The organism is Paracoccus sp. J56 (assembly GCF_019633685.1).
In the GTDB taxonomy this organism is placed as follows: Bacteria; Pseudomonadota; Alphaproteobacteria; order Rhodobacterales; family Rhodobacteraceae; genus Paracoccus; species Paracoccus kondratievae.
In genome coordinates this window covers 35,573-51,932 of the sequence record NZ_JAFL01000004.1, presented here as the reverse complement: position 1 = coordinate 51,932, position 16,360 = coordinate 35,573, and the positions used below count along the sequence as shown (strand labels likewise).

Below are 16,360 nucleotides of genomic sequence, written 5' to 3'. Positions count from 1 at the left end.
CCTCATGCAAAAGCCTCATTGAACCCGGCGGGACGCGATTCGCGGCGGCTGTTTGTTGCGCGCCACGGGCCAAGGTCCAGGATCTCGGCCTCGGGCAGGCCAAGGTCGATATGGGTCGCGATGATTGCGCCACCCCCCTGCCCCAGATGGGTGCGCAGCATGGCGGCAAAAAGCGCCACCGAATCGTGGTCAAGCGAAACAGTCGGCTCATCCAGCAGCCAGACCGGACGGCCCGTCACCATCATCCGCGCCAGCCCAAGCCGCCGCTTTTGTCCCGCTGAAAGCGCCTGCGCCGGGCGGGATGCAAGTTCGCGCAGGTTCATGGCATCCAGCGCCGGGTCGATGTCCTGCCGCCCAAAGATCTGGGCCCAGAAGCGCAGGTTTTCGGCCACGGTCAGGGTCGATTTCAGCCCGTCGGCATGGCCGGAATAGGCCATGCTGTCGGGCGCGGCCTCGATCACACCCTCGACCGCGGGCTGTAGCCCGGCGAGCGTACGCAAAAGCGTGGTTTTGCCGATACCGTTCGGGCCACGCAACACCAACGCGCGCCCGGCAGCAAGCTGAAAGGAAACGCCCTCGACAGCCCGCAATCCGCCGCGCGCCACGGCTAGGTCGCGGACGGCAAGCAGGCTCATAGCGGGATCAGGGCACAGGCCACGCGCCGACCTTCGGACAGCGTGACGTTATAGCTGCGCGCGGCTGAGGGGGAGCTCATTGGTTCGGCCATGATCCCCACCTCTTCCAGCGCGGCGCTGAGTCCGGCCGGGGGAAAGGCAATATCTGCGCCCATACCAAGGAAAAGGACATCAACCCGTCCGGCGAGCGCCAGTAGTGCGGCATGATCGGTCAGCCCGCCCCAGGGCTGCGCGCCTTCGGGGGTGACGATCACCGCGCCATGATGGATGGTGCCGCCGACGCGGAAAAAGCCGGGACCATAGCCGTCAATCGGAACGGCCCCGGAAAACTCGGTCGGCACCATCGTCGGCATCAGGGGGCATCCCGGAATGCGGCGGGGATATCCTCGACGTCGGATTTCTCTTTGGGACCGGGCTTGGTCCAGTCACGCTTGACGCCCAGCCACAGCACGATGTTCTTGGCGACATAGATCGTCGAATAGCAGCCGACGAACACGCCCCAAAGCATCGCAAACACAAAGCCGCGGATCACGTCGCCGCCAAAGATCATCATCGCGCCAAGCGCCAGCGCAGTGGTGACGGCGGTCATGATGGTACGCGACAGCGTCTCGTTCACCGTCAGGTTCATGACGTCGATCAGCGGCATGGTCTTGAACTTGATCAGGTTCTCTCGCAGCCGGTCAAAGACGACCACGGTGTCGTTGACCGAATAGCCAAGCGTGGTCAGCAGCGCCGCGATGGTGGTCAGGTCGAACTTGAGCTGGAACAGCGAAAAGATCCCGACGGTCAGCAGCACGTCATGCAGGATCGAGACGACCGCGCCAAGCGCGAACTGCCATTCAAAGCGCAGCCAGATATACAGCATGATGCCAAGCGTCGCTGCGCCCACGGCGTAGAAGGCCGTCATGACCAGCTCGCCCGAGACCTTGGGTCCGACCGATTCCACAGCGGGAAAGGCGACCTCGGGATCGACGGTTTTCAGCGCCGCCTTGATCTCGTTCAGCTGTTCCGGCGTGACCGATCCGGTCTTGTCGGTGGAGCCGATGCGAACCATTGCCACATGCTTTGTTTCGCCAAAGCTGGGGTCAAAGACCTCGGTGATCGAGACATCGCCAAGGTCCAGATTGTTCAGTGCCTGGCGATAATCCCCGACCTCGAATGCGGTCGGGCTTTCGGTGCGGATGGTGGTGCCGCCCTTGAAGTCGATGCCAAAGTTCAGCCCCATGACCAGAACGATCACCACCGAGGCGACCATTGCCAGCGCCGAGATACCAAAGGTCAGCCACTGCCAGCGAAAGAAGTTATAGCTGGTGTTGTCGGGAACGAGTTTCAGACGAAATGCCATGGTCTTGCTCCCTTACAGGATCAGTTCTTTGGGCTTGCGCCACTGCAGCCAGAACACGATCATCAGCCGCGTCAGGTAGATTGCGGTAAAGACCGAGGTGACAAGGCCGATGGTCAGCGTGACCGCAAAGCCTTTGACCGGTCCCGAGCCAAGGAAGAACATCACCATCGCCGCGATGAAACTGGTCACGTTGGCGTCGATGATCGCACTCATGGCCTCGTTAAAGCCGTCGTCGATGGCCTTGACCACCCGCTTGCCGGCGCGCAGTTCTTCGCGGATACGCTCATAGATGATGACGTTGGCGTCAACGGCGGTGCCGACGGTCAGCACGATGCCGGCGATGCCCGGCAGGGTCAGCGTCGCGCCCATCATCGACATGACCGCAAGGATCAGGACGACGTTGATGATCACCGCAATTGAGGCGATGGCGCCAAAGAACCCGTAGCTTGCGATCATATAGGCCACGACCGCGACCGTGGCGATGACCGAGGAAAGCCTGCCCGCGTCGATCGAGTCCTGCCCCAGTTCCGGGCCGATCGTGCGCTCTTCCAGGAAGGTCATCTCGGCCGGCAGGGCGCCAGCGCGCAACAGCACCGCAAGCCGGGTCGAATCCTCGACATTCATGGAACCCGAGATCTGACCCGAACCGGTCGTGATGGCCTGCCGGATTACCGGGGCCGAAATTACCTGATCGTCCAGAACGATGGCAAAGGGCTGACCGATATTGGCCGAGGTATAGGCACCAAACCGTTTGGCACCCGACGGGCCAAAGCGGAAATCGACCGAAGGCTGGCCGTTCTGGTCAAAGCTTGGTCGCGCGTCGGTCAGGTCCTCGCCGGTGACGACGGGGCTTTCCTCGATGATGTAGTAGACGCCGGGCTCATCCATCGAGGGCAACAGGACATTGCCCATGCCCGGGCGCGCATTGGCGTCGCTGGTACGGCTGATCACCGGGTTAAAGGTCAGCCGCGCCGTGGTGCCGATCAGCTCCTTCAGCTCTTCGGCCGAGCCGATGCCGGGCACCTGGATCAGGATGCGATCCTTGCCCTGACGCTGGATCGTCGGCTCGCGCGTGCCGACCTCGTCGATGCGGCGGCGGACGATTTCCAGCGATTGCTGGACGGTGCGATCATCGGTCGCAGCCTTTTCGGCATCCGACAGCTGCACGATCAGGCGGCTGCCATTTGCCGAAACCGCAAGATCGCTTTGCCCAGCCCCTGACAGAGAGGTGACGGGCGTGGCAAGGCCGCGGGCGATCTCGACCGCCTTGGCCATCTGATCGGGGTTGCCGATCTCGACTGCGAGTTGCCCGTCGGGGGCCTGCACGCGGCGGACTGCACCGACGACTTCGCGCTGAGCAACCAGCGCGTCGCGCAGCTCGGGCCAGAGTGCGTCCATGCGCGCCTTATAGACATCCTGGACATGCACCTCGCCCAGGAGATGGGCTCCGCCGCGCAGGTCGAGGCCAAGGTTGACCAGCCCTGATGGCAGCCAGTCCGGCCAGCCGGCGCGGGCCTCGGCCTCTTCGGGGGTCTCGAACCCGTTACGTTCAACGGCGGCAATGGCGTCGTTATGCTGCTCGACCCGGCTGTAAAACAGGTTCGGCATCGCGCAGAGCAGACCCAGGGCAATGATGCCCAGGATCAGCAGACGCTTCCAGAGGGGGATGTCCAGCATGGTGTCTGACGGGGTCTCAGCTGTTGGCGGCGGCAGGTTGGGTGCGGTTTACAAGCCCGGTCACGGTCGAGCGGATGACACGAACCTTGACGCCCGCGGCGATCTCGACCTCAAGCTCATTGTCGCGCACCGAGGTGATCTTGCCGACAAGGCCGCCCTGGGTCACGATCTCATCCCCCTTTTTCAGGGCCTCGATCATGGCGCGATGTTCCTTCATCCGCTTTTGCTGCGGGCGGATCATCAGGAAATACATGATCACAAAAATCAGGATCAGCGGAAGGAACGAGGCAAGTCCGGCGGCGCCACCGGCGCCTCCTGCGGCCTGAGCATAGGCGGGGGTCACGAGCATTAAGTCTATCCCTGTGCTGTCGTTCTCCGGGCAATCCCCCGGCGGAATTGGCGCGCACCCTATCTGCGGCGGCAGGCGATGGCAAGAAAGCCGAACGCGCGCTTTGGTGCGATGGCGTGGACATGGGGCCGCGCATATGGCAGGTCAATGCAGCCTGCGCCGAGCAAAGGGGTTCGATCATGACAGAGGACAAGGCCACCCATCCCGCGCTGATGCGCGAGACGGCGGACAAGACCGGCATCCGCCGCCTTCTTGCGATCATGGCGGCGCTGCGCGACCCGCAGGCTGGCTGCCCCTGGGATATCGAGCAGGATTTTGCCTCGATCGCGCCCTATACGATAGAAGAGGCGCATGAGGTCGCCGATGCCATCGCGCGCGAGGCCTGGGATGAGCTGCCGGGAGAGCTGGGCGATCTGCTTTTGCAGGTCGTTTTTCACGCGCAGATGGCGTCCGAGGCCGGAATGTTCGACTTTACCGACGTGGTGCGCGCGGTTTCGGACAAGCTGATCTTTCGCCATCCTCATGTCTTTGGCGACGAATCCCGCGATAAATCGGCCGAGCAACAGATCAAGGACTGGGAAGAGATCAAGGCACGCGAACGCGCCGCCAAGGCGGAAAAGGGCGTGCTTGATGGCGTGGCGCTTGGCCTGCCCGCGTTGACCCGGGCGATCAAGCTGCAAAACCGCGCCGCCCGTGTCGGCTTTGACTGGCCCGGCCCCGCCGAAGTGCTGGACAAGATCGCCGAAGAAACCCGCGAACTGGTCGAGGCGCGCGACAGTGCCGATCACGCCCATTTGACCGAAGAATTCGGCGATCTGCTGTTTGTCATGGCGAATCTTGCCCGCCACCTGAAGATTGACCCCGAAGAGGCGTTGCGCCTGGCCAATGCCAAGTTCACGCGCCGCTTCCAGTCGATCGAAACTGCGCTTGCCGCTCAGGGCCGACGTCCCGAGGATAGCGACCTGGCCGAGATGGATGCACTGTGGAATGAGGCCAAGGCTGCCGAGCGGGTCTGATCCGCTGGCCGCGCTTGCGGCCCTGCCAGGGGTCGAGCCGTTGCGGCTTGTGCGCGACCGGCCCGACCGCATGGTGCTTGAAATCCGGCTGGACGGTCGCCCGGCGTGGCTGAAGCTGTTTCGCGGCGCCGATCCCGCTGACCGCGTGCAACGGGCAGAGACACGGTTGAAGCAGGTGGCGCAGGTTCTGGACGGGCCGCTTGATTGTGTCGTGTCGCCCCTGCTTGCCTTGCCCGAGCATGGCATTCTGATCACGGCCCCTGCGCCGGGCCGTCCCCTGGCCGAGATGCTGGCTCAGGCCGGGCCGGCGCGGCGCGCAACCCTGATCACCCGTATGGGGGAATGGCTGCGTGCGCTTGCCCGGACAAGCCGCAGCCGTGGCAGGTTTGGCCCGCGCTTCTGGCTTGGCAGGGCCGAGGCGCAGGCAGAGGTCGCCTGGGGCGGCTGGATAGATCGCGCTTTGGTTGAAGCCCATCTGGGCCGGATGCGTGCCGAGGTGCCAGGGCTGCGCGGTCTTCCGGTCGAGCGCGGGCTGAGCCATGGCGATCTGACTGCGGATAATATCTTTGCCGAAGAGCTGCGCCCCGGCGTCCTGCGCCTGACCGGCATTGATATGGAGGGCGCGGCAGAGATGGCGCTGGCCCGTGATATGGCCCGGTTGTTGGTCTGGCTGGAAAGCCGACGCAAGCGGCCCGCGGCGCGGGTCCGGGACGGGATCGCCCTGCCCGACTGGCGCGCCCTGACCCGTGTGCCGGGTTTGCTGCCTGCCGATCAGTTGCCCATTCTGCGCTTTCTGATCGGGGATCTGATCCTGGCGCATTATCTTGATACGACCCGCCAGTCATCGCGGCGCGAGACCCTGATGCGGGCCATGCGGGCATGGGCAGAGACGGACGGGCTGCTCAGGCCGGAGCCATGACCTCGGCCAGCGCCGCGTCATAGACGGCAAGCGCCTCGGCCCGGTTACAGGCGCGAGAGGCGCCTTCCGACAATTGCCGCCGCCAGCCTCGCGCCCCGGGGCGGCCGTGAAACAGGCCAAGCATATGACGTGTCACCTGATGCAGCCGCCCGCCACGATCCAGATGCGTCTCGACCAGTTCGCGCAGCGCCTGTGCCGCCGCCAGCGGATCAGAGAATGGCGGCTCTGTGCCCCACAGCCGGTCGGCCTGACCCAGAACCTCCCACGGCTGGTGATATGCGGCGCGGCCGATCATCACCCCATCCATCACCGCCAGATGCTCGCGCGTTGCATCAAGCGTCGCAATGCCACCGTTGATCGACAGATGCAGTTCAGGAAACTGCTGCTTCATGCGATGAACCAGGGGATAATCCAGTGGCGGGACTTCACGATTTTCACGCGGGGACAGACCTTGCAACCAGGCTTTGCGGGCGTGAATGGTCAGGCGGCGTACACCGGCGTCGCGCACGCGGGCGATGAAATCGGGCAGCACCGCCTCGGGCGCTTGATTATCGACGCCGATACGGCATTTCACTGTCACCTCGACCGGGCTTGCCGCGATCATCGCCGCGACACATTCCGCGACAAGTTCGGGACGCGTCATCAGAACCGCACCGAAACAGCCCGATTGCACCCGGTCGCTGGGGCAGCCGACATTCAGGTTGATCTCATCATAACCCCATTCAGCACCGATGCGCGCGGCCTCGGCCAGTTGGGCAGGGTCTGATCCGCCAAGTTGCAGCGCAACCGGATGTTCGGCAACGTCAAAATCCAAAAGCTTTGCCCGGTCGCCGTAAACCAGCGCCGGAGCGGTCACCATCTCGGTATAAAGCAGCGTGTGACGCGACAGCCGCCGATGGATGCGCCGGCACAGGCTGTCGGTCCAGTCCATCATCGGCGCGACCGAAAGCCGGGCGCAGGCGTCAAGAGAGATTACATTCGTTTCAGCCATTCTGGCACCGACCGCCGCTTGCGGCTCCGCCTTGTTTCTGATCGCGAACCGGAAAACCCGGTCAGCCGCTTGCGCCCGTTTGACAAACCCCGCGCCTATCCAGAACCTGGCTGGACCGTCGTGGCAGGGTTTCGGCTGTCAGATTGCGGTGGTACCGCCTCCCCGGCTCGAACGGGGGACCCCCAGATCCACAATCTGGTGCTCTAACCAACTGAGCTAAGGCGGCACAGGCGGCTATCTAGCCCCAGCACGGTCCCGGCGCAAGCCCGTCTTGCCGGTTTTTCGCATGCAGGTTAAGGAAAATGTTCAGATCCACAGGCCACGCGCCAGGAGAACCAGCATGAGCATCAACAGCGAAAGCGATATTGCCGCGAATCTGCAAATCGGGCCTACTGATCGCGGCATGGTCAGGATCTATGTCGAGGCCGAGGGCGTCGATCTACCGCTGGATTTCGATCCCGAAGAGGCCGAAGAGATTGCCGAAGAGCTGCTTGCTGCTGCCGAGGCTGCGCGCAGCATGGGCTCTGGTGGCAAACCGGCCAAGGGCAATGTCAAGAAGCCCCGCCGCTGATTCCCATCGGATCGGTCAGCGCCATCAGCCGGGTGGTCGAGACCCGGGCGATGTCACGTAAAAGCCGGCTGCGCCGTGCTCCGGCCAGCCGCGATTCGGGCCCCATGCGGACCAGTTCGGCCCCCCATGAGTCAGCGCGGATCAGGCCCGAGCCCTGAGGCAGCAGATCTTCGGGAAAATCGGCGTCTACCGCCCAGAAGAAGCGGTCGCAGAACTCAAGATAACCCTGCCATTTGCGGTCCGAGACAAAATCGGCACGACAGCTTTTGCATTCGACCACCCAGATTTCGCCCTTGGGCGAGACCGAGATCACATCGACCCGCAACCCGCCGGTTGGCGTGAACTCTGCCAGTGCTGCATGGCCCAACCCGGTCAGCATCCGCGCCACTCCACGCGCCAGCCGCTGCCCCGGCTGGGCGGGCAGCAGATCTGCTGTGGGGTCGGTTTGAGAGGTCATGAGCCAAACATGAACGAAACGGAAACATCTTGCAAGCGTCGTGCGCAACGGGTCCGGCACTTGCGGCAGGCTGGCCCTCGTCCTATCTAGGGGGCTGGCGGGTTTCTGCTCTTCTCGTGCGTGGCCATTTTTCTCACTGGCCTATAATTTCACCGAGGGGGCTGGCTCTGTCGGGGCCTTGGTCCCGTTATCTGGCGCCCACCTGGATATCCAGGCTTTCGGGGAAACCTGCGCTGCCACGGTTGCTGCGGTTCCCGCCACTCTCCCCCGCGCTCTCCCTTTTTTTCTGCTGGTACCCAAGAAAAAAGGGCGGCCCGCAGGCCGCCCAGAGAGAGGAGGGATCTTCTTTGCGATCAGAAGCCGTAGACCAGCGACACGCCCAGCGTGTTGTCGGTACGGATCGCGCGGTCCGAGACGTATTCGGTCTTGTAGGACACGCGGGTAGCAAAGGCGTCCGTCATCTTGAAGTTCAGACCCAACTCGTTCGTCGCCGTGTCGTTGGTGTCCGAGGTCAGATAGTCGGTGTCGTTGGTGATAAAGAACTGGTCGTTGATCTTGTGATAGAACCGCGACGACAGCAGGTAACCAACTTCGGTATCCGAGACATATTCGAAGGTACCGGTCTTCGGATCGACCGCATCGACGGACAGCACGTCCACAGCCTTGGTGTAGCGCACGCCGACGGCGGCCTGCACGCGCCATGCGGTGGTGTCGTTGTTGATCACGCGGTAACCCGGACCAACACCGAAGTAGGCGTCACGCTTCAGGCGGCCATCCAGTGCGCCAAAGTCCTGATCGCCGGCCAGGCTGACCGGATCGCTGGCCAGCGCATCGGTGGTCAGACGGCCCAGAGCAAAGGCATAGAAGCGATCGTTGAAGTTATACATCCCTTCATAGATCACGTAGGTCTTTTCGGTGTCTTTGTCGCCCGAGTTGTTTTCGCCATACTCAAGCAGCAGGCCGACCGATTGCGAGAACGGGCCCTGGTTGTGCGACAGACGGCCAGCCAGCGTAAAATCCTGGCTGTCGCTGTTGCCGGTGCGGCCGGCATAGGTCAGCGCGACCGAGCCGAACACGCCCTGACGCTGTTGCGGGGTGCCGTAGCGATAGGCGTCGGCCGAGCGGTTGAAGTCGTCGCGGACCGCTTCCTCGACGTCGTTCAGCCGTTCGTTGACCTGCGAGATGCCGGTCGCGTTAGCACCGGTTGCGATCTCGGATTGCGCGAAAGCGGGAGCCGCGAAGGCGGTGGCCAGAACAGTGGCACCAGCAAGATAAGCAAGCGTTTTCATTTTTCAGTCCTTTTTCGAACCGTTTCGTGTCCGTGGCACCGATCTTCCGGGCCACGAGCATCTCTGCTGGGACAGAGGTAAAACGCTGCTCTGAAGCGTTAAAGAGGCCCGGAGATTGCAGACTGACTCTCAAAAAAGTGAAATTTTGTGAGATTTTTAATATCGGCGGAAAATTGACCGTTTGAATTTGTGATGAAACCCTTTCTTCGAAGGGCGGTAACAAAATTTTTCGCCCCAGATCAGCCGCTAACGGCAAGTCCAATTGCTCACGAATTGTAAAGAAGCGGTAATACTTAAAGCCCGAGATGGCTTTGCCTAAAAATTGGGCAGGCGATGGCGGATTTTGCGCGCGTGAAATTGTTGCGAAAGACCCACACTGGTGGCGTAAAAGCGTGCGGGGCTTGCCACGTTCAACGCGGATCGGGTCGGGCGGCTGCCGAAGCTTTTGCGCGCTGCAGGTGAATACACTGGCGCAATCCACCGCCCGGTCCACCCTGATTGGCCATCAGCATGACGCGAATTCCGAACTGCGTGCCCGAAAAAAGAATGGTGTGAAAGACAATTAGCATAAGCACCGCGATCCATCCGCCACGTGTGGCAGAGATCAAATGGCGCAGCCCTGCTACATCCAAAACCAGCAGTAGCGTTGTGAATGCCAGCGCCAGCGCAAAGCCAATGGCGATGCTGACGATATAAAGGCGGACAAGCTGCGGCATTGAACTTCCCGGGGCATGGTGGTGTCCGGGCATTCTAATGCGGCAGTGTCTGATCGCGAAGGGAAAAACAGGCCCGCGGCAGAATGTCTCGTTCGCGGGCCGGGAATCAAAAGGCCTCGGGCCGGGCCTCGCGCGCCATGTGGTCAAGAACCGCATTGACGAACTTTGCTTCCCGCCCCTCGGCAAAAAATGCCTGAGCGACGCGGACATATTCAGTGATGACCACCTTGGGCGGGGTCTTGGGCGTCACAAGTTCGGCCCCCGCTGCCCGAAAGACCGAGCGCAGAACCGGATCGATGCGCCCGATCGGCCATTTCTCGACCAGCGCACGGTCAGTCATCTGGTCGATGCGGGTCTGCCAGGTGACCGCGTCGTCGACGATCCGGGCAAAAAGCTCTTGGTCGGCGTCATCCGAGGGGACGTCCGCGTCTTCGTTGTCGCGGCCGATACGCCAGTTCAGGAATTCGCGCTGGACGCGGTCGGCCGACTGACCGGCGGCTTCCATCTGGAAAAGTGCCTGCACGGCATAGATCCGGGCGGCCGAGGCGCGGGCCTGCCGTTCTTGCCTGTTGCCGTGCGATTTGTTGCTCGTCCCGCTCATGCGCTGCCCGGCCCGTCGATTTCACCTGCCAGTCGGATAACGTCACGGGGCGTCGCCGCTGCCTTGTCCCGCGGCGTCTGACCTTCCCAGCCGCGCTTGAGCGCGATCAGGTGCAGCGCCGCTGCCGCCGCACCGCCACCCTTGTTCTGGTCGTCCGGGTTTGCGCGGACCTCGGCCTGAGCAAAATTTTCGACTGTCAGGATGCCGTTGCCGATGCAATGGCCCTGCAACCCCAGCAGCGTCAGCCCGCGCGAGCTGTCGTTGCAGACGGTGTCGTAATGCGTCGTCTCACCCCGGATCACGCAGCCAAGCGCGACATAGCCGTCATAGAGGTTGCGGCTGGCGGCAAGCGCGATGGCAGTGGGAATTTCCAGCGCCCCGGGCACCTCGACCAGATCGACGGCAGCGCCGGCCGATTCGGCGACGCCACGCGCGCCGGCGATCAGCGCATCCGCGATCTGGCGGTAATAAGGCGCGACCACGATCAGCAGGCGCACACTGCCCTCGATCCGGGGCAGCGGCAGTTGGTAATGTTCAATGCTGGCGGCCATGACTTACTCTTCGGGAATTGGACGGGTGGAATGGATGGAAAGTCCGTAGGCGTCAAGCCCGATAGCCCTGACAGGGGCCGAATTGGTCAGCACCACCAGTTCTGACAGGCCAAGCGCAGACAGAATCTGCGCCCCAAGCCCGTATTGGCGCAGCACGTGCGAGGAAACCTCGTCCTGACGCGGCAAGCGCGGCTCAAGGTCGCGGAACAGCACTACGACGCCCCTGCCCTCTTCGGCAATGATACGCATGGCGGCGCCCAGCGTGCCCGCATTCTCGCGCCCGATTCCCAGAACATCATGCAGCGGGTCCAGCACATGCATGCGGACCGGAACCGGACCGGGTTCGCTCAGGTCGCCCTTTGTCAGCACGATATGCTCCGCGCCAGAGATCTCATCCGCAAAGATGCGCATCATCCATTCGCCGCCATGGACGGATTGCACCGCGCGCTGGCCGCGTTCGGCAATCAGGTTGTCGTGGCGGCGGCGGTAGGCGATCAGGTCGCTGATCGTGCCGATCTTCAGCCCGTGCTTCTGGGCAAAGCCGATAAGGTCCGGCAGCCGTGCCATGGTGCCGTCCTCGTTCATGATCTCGCAGATCACGCCCGAAGGGTTCAGCCCGGCCAGCCGCGAGATATCAACTGCGGCCTCGGTATGGCCTGCACGGACCAGAACACCACCGTCGCGGGCGCGCAGCGGAAAGACATGGCCGGGGGTTGCGATATCAGTCGGTCCCTTGCTGGGATCTATGGCCACCGCCACCGTATGGGCGCGGTCATGGGCCGAGATGCCGGTCGTCACGCCCTCGCGCGCTTCGATCGACATGGTAAAGGCGGTCTCGTGCCGGCTGGAGTTCTTGGGGCTCATCAGTGTCAGCCCCAATGCGTCGATGCGCCCGGCGGTCAGTGCCAGACAGATCAGGCCGCGGCCATGTGTGGCCATGAAGTTGATCGCCTCGGGCGTGGCCATCTGGGCGGGGATGATCAGGTCGCCCTCGTTCTCGCGGTCCTCGTGATCGACCAGGATGAACATGCGGCCGTTGCGGGCCTCATTGATGATCTCTTCGGTGGGAGAGATCGCATCGGACCAGTCGATCTCGACCGGGCCAGGCTTGTCATATTGCATCCGCCGCTCCTGCAAAGAACTTCTGGCCGGTGACGAAAGCCGCCAGCCCTCCTGCCATCATGATTTCGCGCTCATGGTCGGTCTCTCCGATCATCAGCACCGCGTCGCCCGGCAGGCCCTGCGCGCGCAGCCAATCCTTCATCCGCTCGCGCATGGCTGACCAGCTTGCGCCAAATTGCGGCAGCGCCAGCGCCGAGACTGCGCCGATCTGCTTGGCAACCGGCTGAGGCGCCAGGCCCGGCCCGTATCCCAGATGTGCGGCGGCGGCGCTTTCGCAGATGCGCTGGCGCTTGGCCGGGAGAACCGGGCGGTCGCTGCGAAACGCCCCCAGCGCATTCGTCGAATAAAGAAAGGCCACCAGATCGCGGCCTGTCGTTGCCCGGACGCCCGCATAGGTGCGGTAGTCAAGCCCCAGCTCTTTGGCCCGGCGCAGTTGCAGGCGCACCACTTCGACCGGCAGGCGCGCGCCCAAAAGCTCGCGCCGTGCCACGCTCCAGCAATGGGCACGAAAGCCGCTGCCAGAGCCGGGGCCGCGATTGTGGCCGATGCCTGCCATCAGCCCGCCTCGGCCAGCCGCGCCACATAGCGCGCCAGAGTGTCGATTTCGAGGTTCACCTGATCGCCGACTTTTGCCGTGCCCCAGGTCGTCACCGCCTGAGTATGGGGGATAAGGTTGATGCCGAAAAGTTCGCCTTCGACCTCATTGACGGTCAAAGATGTGCCGTTCAGCGCCACTGACCCCTTGGGAGCAATGAAACGCGCCAGCTCTTTCGGGGCGCGCAGGGTGATGCGGGTGCTGTCGCCCTCGGTGCGCATCTCTTCGATCAATGCGACGCCGTCGACATGGCCCGAGACGATATGCCCGCCAAGTTCATCCCCGACCCGCAGCGCACGTTCAAGGTTCAGCCGCTTGCCGCGCGCCCAGCCGTTCGCGCCGATATTGGTCTTTGAGATCGTCTCGGCCGAGATATCGACGTCAAACCAGTCCGCACCCTTTTCGATCACGGTCAGGCAGATGCCGTCGCAGGCAATCGAGGCCCCCAGATCGACCCCCGACATATCGTAACGGCACGAGATCCGCGCCCGCATGTCACCGCGCATCTCGACGCTGGAAACCTCGCCGATATCGGTGATGATGCCGGTAAACATGCGCATACCCCTTTTGCTTTTCAGGCTGAGAACTAGAACTTCGGGGGCGCTACTGCAAGCAAACGTGAAGCTGTGGCGCAACGTTCATCAGTTAATAAATCGTAAAAACCCGTGACAGGCTGTGAAAATTGGGGCAATCAGGTGTAGACATGACTTCGGTGGCCGGACGCTGCCTGTAGCGAATAGCCATGACGCCGGTGGCAGGGCGCCGCCTGTAGCGAAACGCCCGCTCAATTTTGCTCATCACTGACGCCAGATCCACCGAATGCTGAAAGCCAAGACGGAAACGCCTTCATCCGATCCCGCACCATTGGTGCCGGAGATCCAGAACCACCCCCGACGCAAAGCCGGTGGCGCGGTGCGCGCGGCCACGGCTGCGCTGTCGGTGGTGGGTGCCAGTGCGGCTTTACCTGCCACCAAGCGGGTCTTTCTGATGCTTCAGGGGCCGCATGGCCCGTTCTTTGATCGGGTGGGCCTGCTGCTGCGCGCTACCGGGGCGCAGGTCTGGCGCGTGGGCTTTAACGCAGGCGATGAGTTCTTTTGGTCGGACAAGCCGCGGTTCATCCGTCATGCCTCAGGTCCCGAGGACTGGCCCGAGCATCTGGAACAGATCATCAGCGAGAAGGGCGTGACCGACATCGTGCTTTATGGCGATGTCCGTCCGATCCATGCCGTTGCGCGCGAGGCTGCGCAGCGCCACGATCTGGTGCTGCATGTTTTCGAAGAAGGTTATCTGCGCCCGTTCTGGATCACCTATGAACGCGGCGGCTCGAACGGGCATTCGGCGCTGATGCGCATCCCCGTGCGCGAGATGCGCAATGCTCTGCGCAATCGCATGAATGAGATGAACCGCCCCCCGGCGCGCTGGGGCGATATGCGTCAGCACAAATTCTATGGCGCGCTTTACCATTTCCTCGTGCTGGCGGCGAACCGGCGTTATCCCGGTTATCGCACCCATCGCCAGATCGGCGTGTTCCAGGAGTTCCGGCTGAACCTGCGCCGCTTTCTGCTGACGCCCTTTGACACATTGGCGCAGATGCGCGAGACGCGCTCAGTTCGTCGCGGCGGCTTTCCTTATGTTCTGGTACTCATGCAGCTTGAGCATGATTCGAACTTTGTCGCTCATTCGCCCTATCAGCGCATGTCCGAATTTACTGATGAGGTGCTGACGGAATTCGCCCGCTCGGCCCCGCGTCATCATCACATCGTCTTCAAGGCGCATCCGCTTGAAGATGGGCGCGGCGGCGTCCGCCGGGCGATCCTGGACAGGGCGCGGATGCTGGGAATCGAAGAGCGGGTCCATTTCGTGCGGGGCGGCAAGCTTGCGCGCCTGCTTAATCAGGCGCGGGCAGCGGTGACCGTGAACTCGACCGCGGCGCAGCAGGCCCTGTGGCGCGGTCTGCCGGTCAAGGCGATGGGACAGGCGGTCTTTGGCAAGCCGGGTCTTGTTTCGGACCAGAGCCTTGCCGAGTTCCTTAGCGATCCGCGCCCGCCGCATGCCCTTTCCTATCGTCGTTATCGCGACTTTCTGCTGGAAAGCAGCCAGGTGCCCGGCGGGTTCTATGCCTCGCATTCGCGGGCTCATGCGCTGCGGCTGGTCGTTGATATGATGTTGGCGCCCGAGGATCCTTATCAGGCACTTTTTGCCGGCCGGGGCAAATATCGGCAACAAATGGGCGTTAGCGACGACTAGATTGCCAAGAATTATGGAAAACCCGGACATGCTGCGCTAACGTGCGGCAAAACAAGCATTGCGATCCGGGAATCGCGCGAGAGGACAGGAGTAACAGTTTGACGCAAGCAGGTTTTTCGCGCTTTGGATCCGGCGCGCTCGGTGGCCGGAGACAGTCCCTTGCCGCCCGCATGGCCCAGGTTGCCCTGGTGGGGGCAATGCTTCTGGTCTCGGCCTGCGGACTGCCCCGTTCGGGCCCGACCAAGGGCGAGATCCTTTCGGGTTCGGTGGAAAAAGGCGGCAGCACCCATATCATCAATGTCGATAACCGGGTGAACCGTGCTGCGAACTTTACCCCCGCCTATGGTTTCTCGGCCGATTTCCGCGCCGCCGGCACCGTCGGTGCCGATGAAATCCGCCCCGGCGACGTGCTGGGCCTGTCGATCTGGGAAAACGTCGATGACGGGCTGCTGGCCTCGATGGGACAAAGCTCGACCCAGCTGACCGAACTTCAGGTGGACAGCCAGGGCTATATCTTTGTGCCCTATGCGGGCCGGGTTCGTGCCGCTGGTAACAGCCCCGAGGAGCTGCGTCGCCTTATCACCCAAAAGCTGGAAACCCAGACCCCCGACCCGCAGGTTATGGTAACCCGCGTGGCCGGTGACGGCGCGACCGTCTCGGTCATGGGCAAGGTGAACGCGCAAGGCGTCTATCCGATCGAGCGTCCGACCCGTACCTTGTCTTCGATGTTGTCGCGGGCTGGCGGTGTCGCGATCGAGCCGGAAATTGCCGTGGTAACCGTCAAACGTGGCAACTCCAGCGGCAAGGTCTGGCTGCGCGATCTGTATTCAAACGCCCGCAACGATATCGCGCTGCGCCCCGGCGACGTGATCCTGGTCGAAGAGGACCAGCGCAGCTTTACCGCGCTTGGGGCGCTTGGCGGCCAGACCAAGGTGCCGCTTGGCAATGAACAGATCAGCGCGATCGAAGCGGTGGCCATGGTCGGCGGACTTAGCACCCAGCTTGCCGATCCCAAGGGCGTGTTCATCCTGCGCGATGAGCCGCAATCGGTGGCGCGCGCCGTGCTGGGCCGCAACGACATCTATGGCACCCAGCGATTCGCCTATGTTCTGGACCTGACCAAGCCGGACGGCATGTTCCTGGCTCGTGACTTTGTCATCCGCGATGGCGACACTGTCTATGTGACTGAGGCCCCGTTCGTCCAATGGCGCAAGACCCTGCAATCGATCCTTGGCACTGCGACCGAGGTCGGCAGCGTCGACAACGCCTTCAACTAGGT

At 62.8% G+C, this 16,360-nt stretch carries 19 protein-coding genes and 1 tRNA gene; 5 read left to right on the top strand and 15 right to left on the bottom strand.

The window, feature by feature from the left end:
* Positions 1-2 precede the first annotated feature (2 nt).
* From ccmA to yajC, 5 genes are read right to left on the bottom strand one after another with little or no spacing between them, the layout of a single operon-like run.
* Positions 3-635 (bottom strand): heme ABC exporter ATP-binding protein CcmA, encoded by a 633-nt coding sequence (gene ccmA, locus M511_RS04090; RefSeq protein ID WP_085501431.1) that lies wholly within the window; start codon positions 633-635, stop codon positions 3-5.
* The gene (locus tag M511_RS04085) at positions 632-988 is read right to left on the bottom strand and encodes an Mth938-like domain-containing protein (protein ID WP_010393858.1); all 357 of its coding nucleotides are present in this window, start codon (positions 986-988) and stop codon (positions 632-634) included. Before M511_RS04085 ends, ccmA begins: the two co-directional genes overlap by 4 nt.
* Positions 988-1,980 carry a protein translocase subunit SecF gene (secF, locus tag M511_RS04080; protein WP_010393856.1) on the bottom strand — a complete coding sequence of 331 codons (993 nt, stop codon included), beginning with the start codon at positions 1,978-1,980 and terminating at the stop codon, positions 988-990. The genes M511_RS04085 and secF overlap by 1 nt, the downstream gene beginning before the upstream one ends.
* A gap of 12 nt (positions 1,981-1,992) precedes the next feature.
* On the bottom strand, positions 1,993-3,657 hold the full coding sequence (gene secD / locus M511_RS04075) for a protein translocase subunit SecD (protein ID WP_085501430.1): 1,665 nt from the start codon (positions 3,655-3,657) through the stop codon (positions 1,993-1,995).
* 16 nt (positions 3,658-3,673) lie between these two features.
* Positions 3,674-4,006: a preprotein translocase subunit YajC gene (yajC, locus tag M511_RS04070; protein WP_010393850.1), complete on the bottom strand. Its 333-nt coding sequence runs from the start codon at positions 4,004-4,006 to the stop codon at positions 3,674-3,676.
* Positions 4,007-4,218: 212 nt separating this feature from the next.
* On the opposite strand from yajC, the gene mazG reads away from it, so the two are divergent.
* A complete protein-coding gene (gene mazG / locus M511_RS04065) occupies positions 4,219-5,022 on the top strand; it encodes a nucleoside triphosphate pyrophosphohydrolase (protein ID WP_085501505.1) in 804 nt (267 codons plus the stop codon).
* A complete protein-coding gene (locus M511_RS04060; RefSeq protein WP_010393845.1) occupies positions 4,994-5,941 on the top strand; it encodes a phosphotransferase family protein in 948 nt (315 codons plus the stop codon). Before mazG ends, M511_RS04060 begins: the two co-directional genes overlap by 29 nt.
* Here the strand turns inward: M511_RS04060 and dusA are convergent.
* The gene (dusA, locus tag M511_RS04055; protein ID WP_085501429.1) at positions 5,925-6,932 is read right to left on the bottom strand and encodes a tRNA dihydrouridine(20/20a) synthase DusA; all 1,008 of its coding nucleotides are present in this window, start codon (positions 6,930-6,932) and stop codon (positions 5,925-5,927) included. The genes M511_RS04060 and dusA overlap by 17 nt on opposite strands.
* Positions 6,933-7,081: 149 nt before the next feature.
* Positions 7,082-7,158 (bottom strand) — tRNA-His (locus tag M511_RS04050).
* Between the two features lie 114 nt (positions 7,159-7,272).
* On the opposite strand from M511_RS04050, the gene M511_RS04045 reads away from it, so the two are divergent.
* Positions 7,273-7,503 (top strand): DUF6324 family protein, encoded by a 231-nt coding sequence (locus tag M511_RS04045; RefSeq protein ID WP_010398313.1) that lies wholly within the window; start codon positions 7,273-7,275, stop codon positions 7,501-7,503.
* On the opposite strand, the gene M511_RS04040 is transcribed toward M511_RS04045, so the two are convergent.
* The 8 genes from M511_RS04040 to M511_RS04005 all read right to left on the bottom strand — a co-directional run bounded on the left by M511_RS04040 (position 7,484) and on the right by M511_RS04005 (position 13,388).
* Complete coding sequence (locus M511_RS04040; protein WP_029372386.1) at positions 7,484-7,960, bottom strand: MmcB family DNA repair protein; 477 nt, start codon at positions 7,958-7,960, stop codon at positions 7,484-7,486. The two genes, M511_RS04045 and M511_RS04040, sit on opposite strands and share 20 nt — an antisense overlap.
* Positions 7,961-8,313: 353 nt before the next feature.
* Entirely contained in the window at positions 8,314-9,249 is a 936-nt protein-coding gene (locus tag M511_RS04035; protein ID WP_085501428.1) for a DUF481 domain-containing protein, read from the bottom strand.
* A 410-nt stretch (positions 9,250-9,659) separates the two neighbouring features.
* The gene (locus M511_RS04030; protein WP_085501427.1) at positions 9,660-9,965 is read right to left on the bottom strand and encodes a hypothetical protein; all 306 of its coding nucleotides are present in this window, start codon (positions 9,963-9,965) and stop codon (positions 9,660-9,662) included.
* A gap of 106 nt (positions 9,966-10,071) precedes the next feature.
* Positions 10,072-10,566 (bottom strand): transcription antitermination factor NusB, encoded by a 495-nt coding sequence (nusB, locus tag M511_RS04025; protein ID WP_010398323.1) that lies wholly within the window; start codon positions 10,564-10,566, stop codon positions 10,072-10,074.
* Complete coding sequence (locus tag M511_RS04020; protein WP_010398325.1) at positions 10,563-11,117, bottom strand: 6,7-dimethyl-8-ribityllumazine synthase; 555 nt, start codon at positions 11,115-11,117, stop codon at positions 10,563-10,565. The genes nusB and M511_RS04020 overlap by 4 nt, the downstream gene beginning before the upstream one ends.
* A gap of 3 nt (positions 11,118-11,120) precedes the next feature.
* Positions 11,121-12,239 carry a 3,4-dihydroxy-2-butanone-4-phosphate synthase gene (gene ribB, locus M511_RS04015; protein ID WP_010398328.1) on the bottom strand — a complete coding sequence of 373 codons (1,119 nt, stop codon included), beginning with the start codon at positions 12,237-12,239 and terminating at the stop codon, positions 11,121-11,123.
* Positions 12,229-12,795, bottom strand: coding sequence for a hypothetical protein (locus M511_RS04010; protein WP_085501426.1), 567 nt, complete (start codon positions 12,793-12,795; stop codon positions 12,229-12,231). Before M511_RS04010 ends, ribB begins: the two co-directional genes overlap by 11 nt.
* The gene (locus M511_RS04005; RefSeq protein WP_010398332.1) at positions 12,795-13,388 is read right to left on the bottom strand and encodes a riboflavin synthase; all 594 of its coding nucleotides are present in this window, start codon (positions 13,386-13,388) and stop codon (positions 12,795-12,797) included. The genes M511_RS04010 and M511_RS04005 overlap by 1 nt, the downstream gene beginning before the upstream one ends.
* Positions 13,389-13,653: 265 nt before the next feature.
* Here M511_RS04005 and M511_RS04000 point away from each other — a divergent pair, with 265 nt between their 5' ends.
* Both M511_RS04000 and M511_RS03995 read left to right on the top strand, forming a co-directional pair.
* A complete protein-coding gene (locus tag M511_RS04000) occupies positions 13,654-15,081 on the top strand; it encodes a capsule biosynthesis protein (RefSeq protein WP_085501425.1) in 1,428 nt (475 codons plus the stop codon).
* Between the two features lie 170 nt (positions 15,082-15,251).
* A complete protein-coding gene (locus tag M511_RS03995; protein WP_010398336.1) occupies positions 15,252-16,358 on the top strand; it encodes a polysaccharide biosynthesis/export family protein in 1,107 nt (368 codons plus the stop codon).
* Positions 16,359-16,360 lie beyond the last annotated feature (2 nt).

Coding starts and splice junctions, on each gene's coding strand:
- ccmA (WP_085501431.1), bottom strand. CDS start 635: ATGAGCCTGCTTGCCGTCCGCGACCTAGCCGTGGCGCGCGGCGGATTG.
- M511_RS04085 (WP_010393858.1), bottom strand. CDS start 988: ATGCCGACGATGGTGCCGACCGAGTTTTCCGGGGCCGTTCCGATTGAC.
- secF (WP_010393856.1), bottom strand. CDS start 1,980: ATGGCATTTCGTCTGAAACTCGTTCCCGACAACACCAGCTATAACTTC.
- secD (WP_085501430.1), bottom strand. CDS start 3,657: ATGCTGGACATCCCCCTCTGGAAGCGTCTGCTGATCCTGGGCATCATT.
- yajC (WP_010393850.1), bottom strand. CDS start 4,006: ATGCTCGTGACCCCCGCCTATGCTCAGGCCGCAGGAGGCGCCGGTGGC.
- mazG (WP_085501505.1), top strand. CDS start 4,219: ATGCGCGAGACGGCGGACAAGACCGGCATCCGCCGCCTTCTTGCGATC.
- M511_RS04060 (WP_010393845.1), top strand. CDS start 4,994: ATGAGGCCAAGGCTGCCGAGCGGGTCTGATCCGCTGGCCGCGCTTGCG.
- dusA (WP_085501429.1), bottom strand. CDS start 6,932: ATGGCTGAAACGAATGTAATCTCTCTTGACGCCTGCGCCCGGCTTTCG.
- M511_RS04045 (WP_010398313.1), top strand. CDS start 7,273: ATGAGCATCAACAGCGAAAGCGATATTGCCGCGAATCTGCAAATCGGG.
- M511_RS04040 (WP_029372386.1), bottom strand. CDS start 7,960: ATGACCTCTCAAACCGACCCCACAGCAGATCTGCTGCCCGCCCAGCCG.
- M511_RS04035 (WP_085501428.1), bottom strand. CDS start 9,249: ATGAAAACGCTTGCTTATCTTGCTGGTGCCACTGTTCTGGCCACCGCC.
- M511_RS04030 (WP_085501427.1), bottom strand. CDS start 9,965: ATGCCGCAGCTTGTCCGCCTTTATATCGTCAGCATCGCCATTGGCTTT.
- nusB (WP_010398323.1), bottom strand. CDS start 10,566: ATGAGCGGGACGAGCAACAAATCGCACGGCAACAGGCAAGAACGGCAG.
- M511_RS04020 (WP_010398325.1), bottom strand. CDS start 11,117: ATGGCCGCCAGCATTGAACATTACCAACTGCCGCTGCCCCGGATCGAG.
- ribB (WP_010398328.1), bottom strand. CDS start 12,239: ATGCAATATGACAAGCCTGGCCCGGTCGAGATCGACTGGTCCGATGCG.
- M511_RS04010 (WP_085501426.1), bottom strand. CDS start 12,795: ATGGCAGGCATCGGCCACAATCGCGGCCCCGGCTCTGGCAGCGGCTTT.
- M511_RS04005 (WP_010398332.1), bottom strand. CDS start 13,388: ATGTTTACCGGCATCATCACCGATATCGGCGAGGTTTCCAGCGTCGAG.
- M511_RS04000 (WP_085501425.1), top strand. CDS start 13,654: ATGCTGAAAGCCAAGACGGAAACGCCTTCATCCGATCCCGCACCATTG.
- M511_RS03995 (WP_010398336.1), top strand. CDS start 15,252: ATGGCCCAGGTTGCCCTGGTGGGGGCAATGCTTCTGGTCTCGGCCTGC.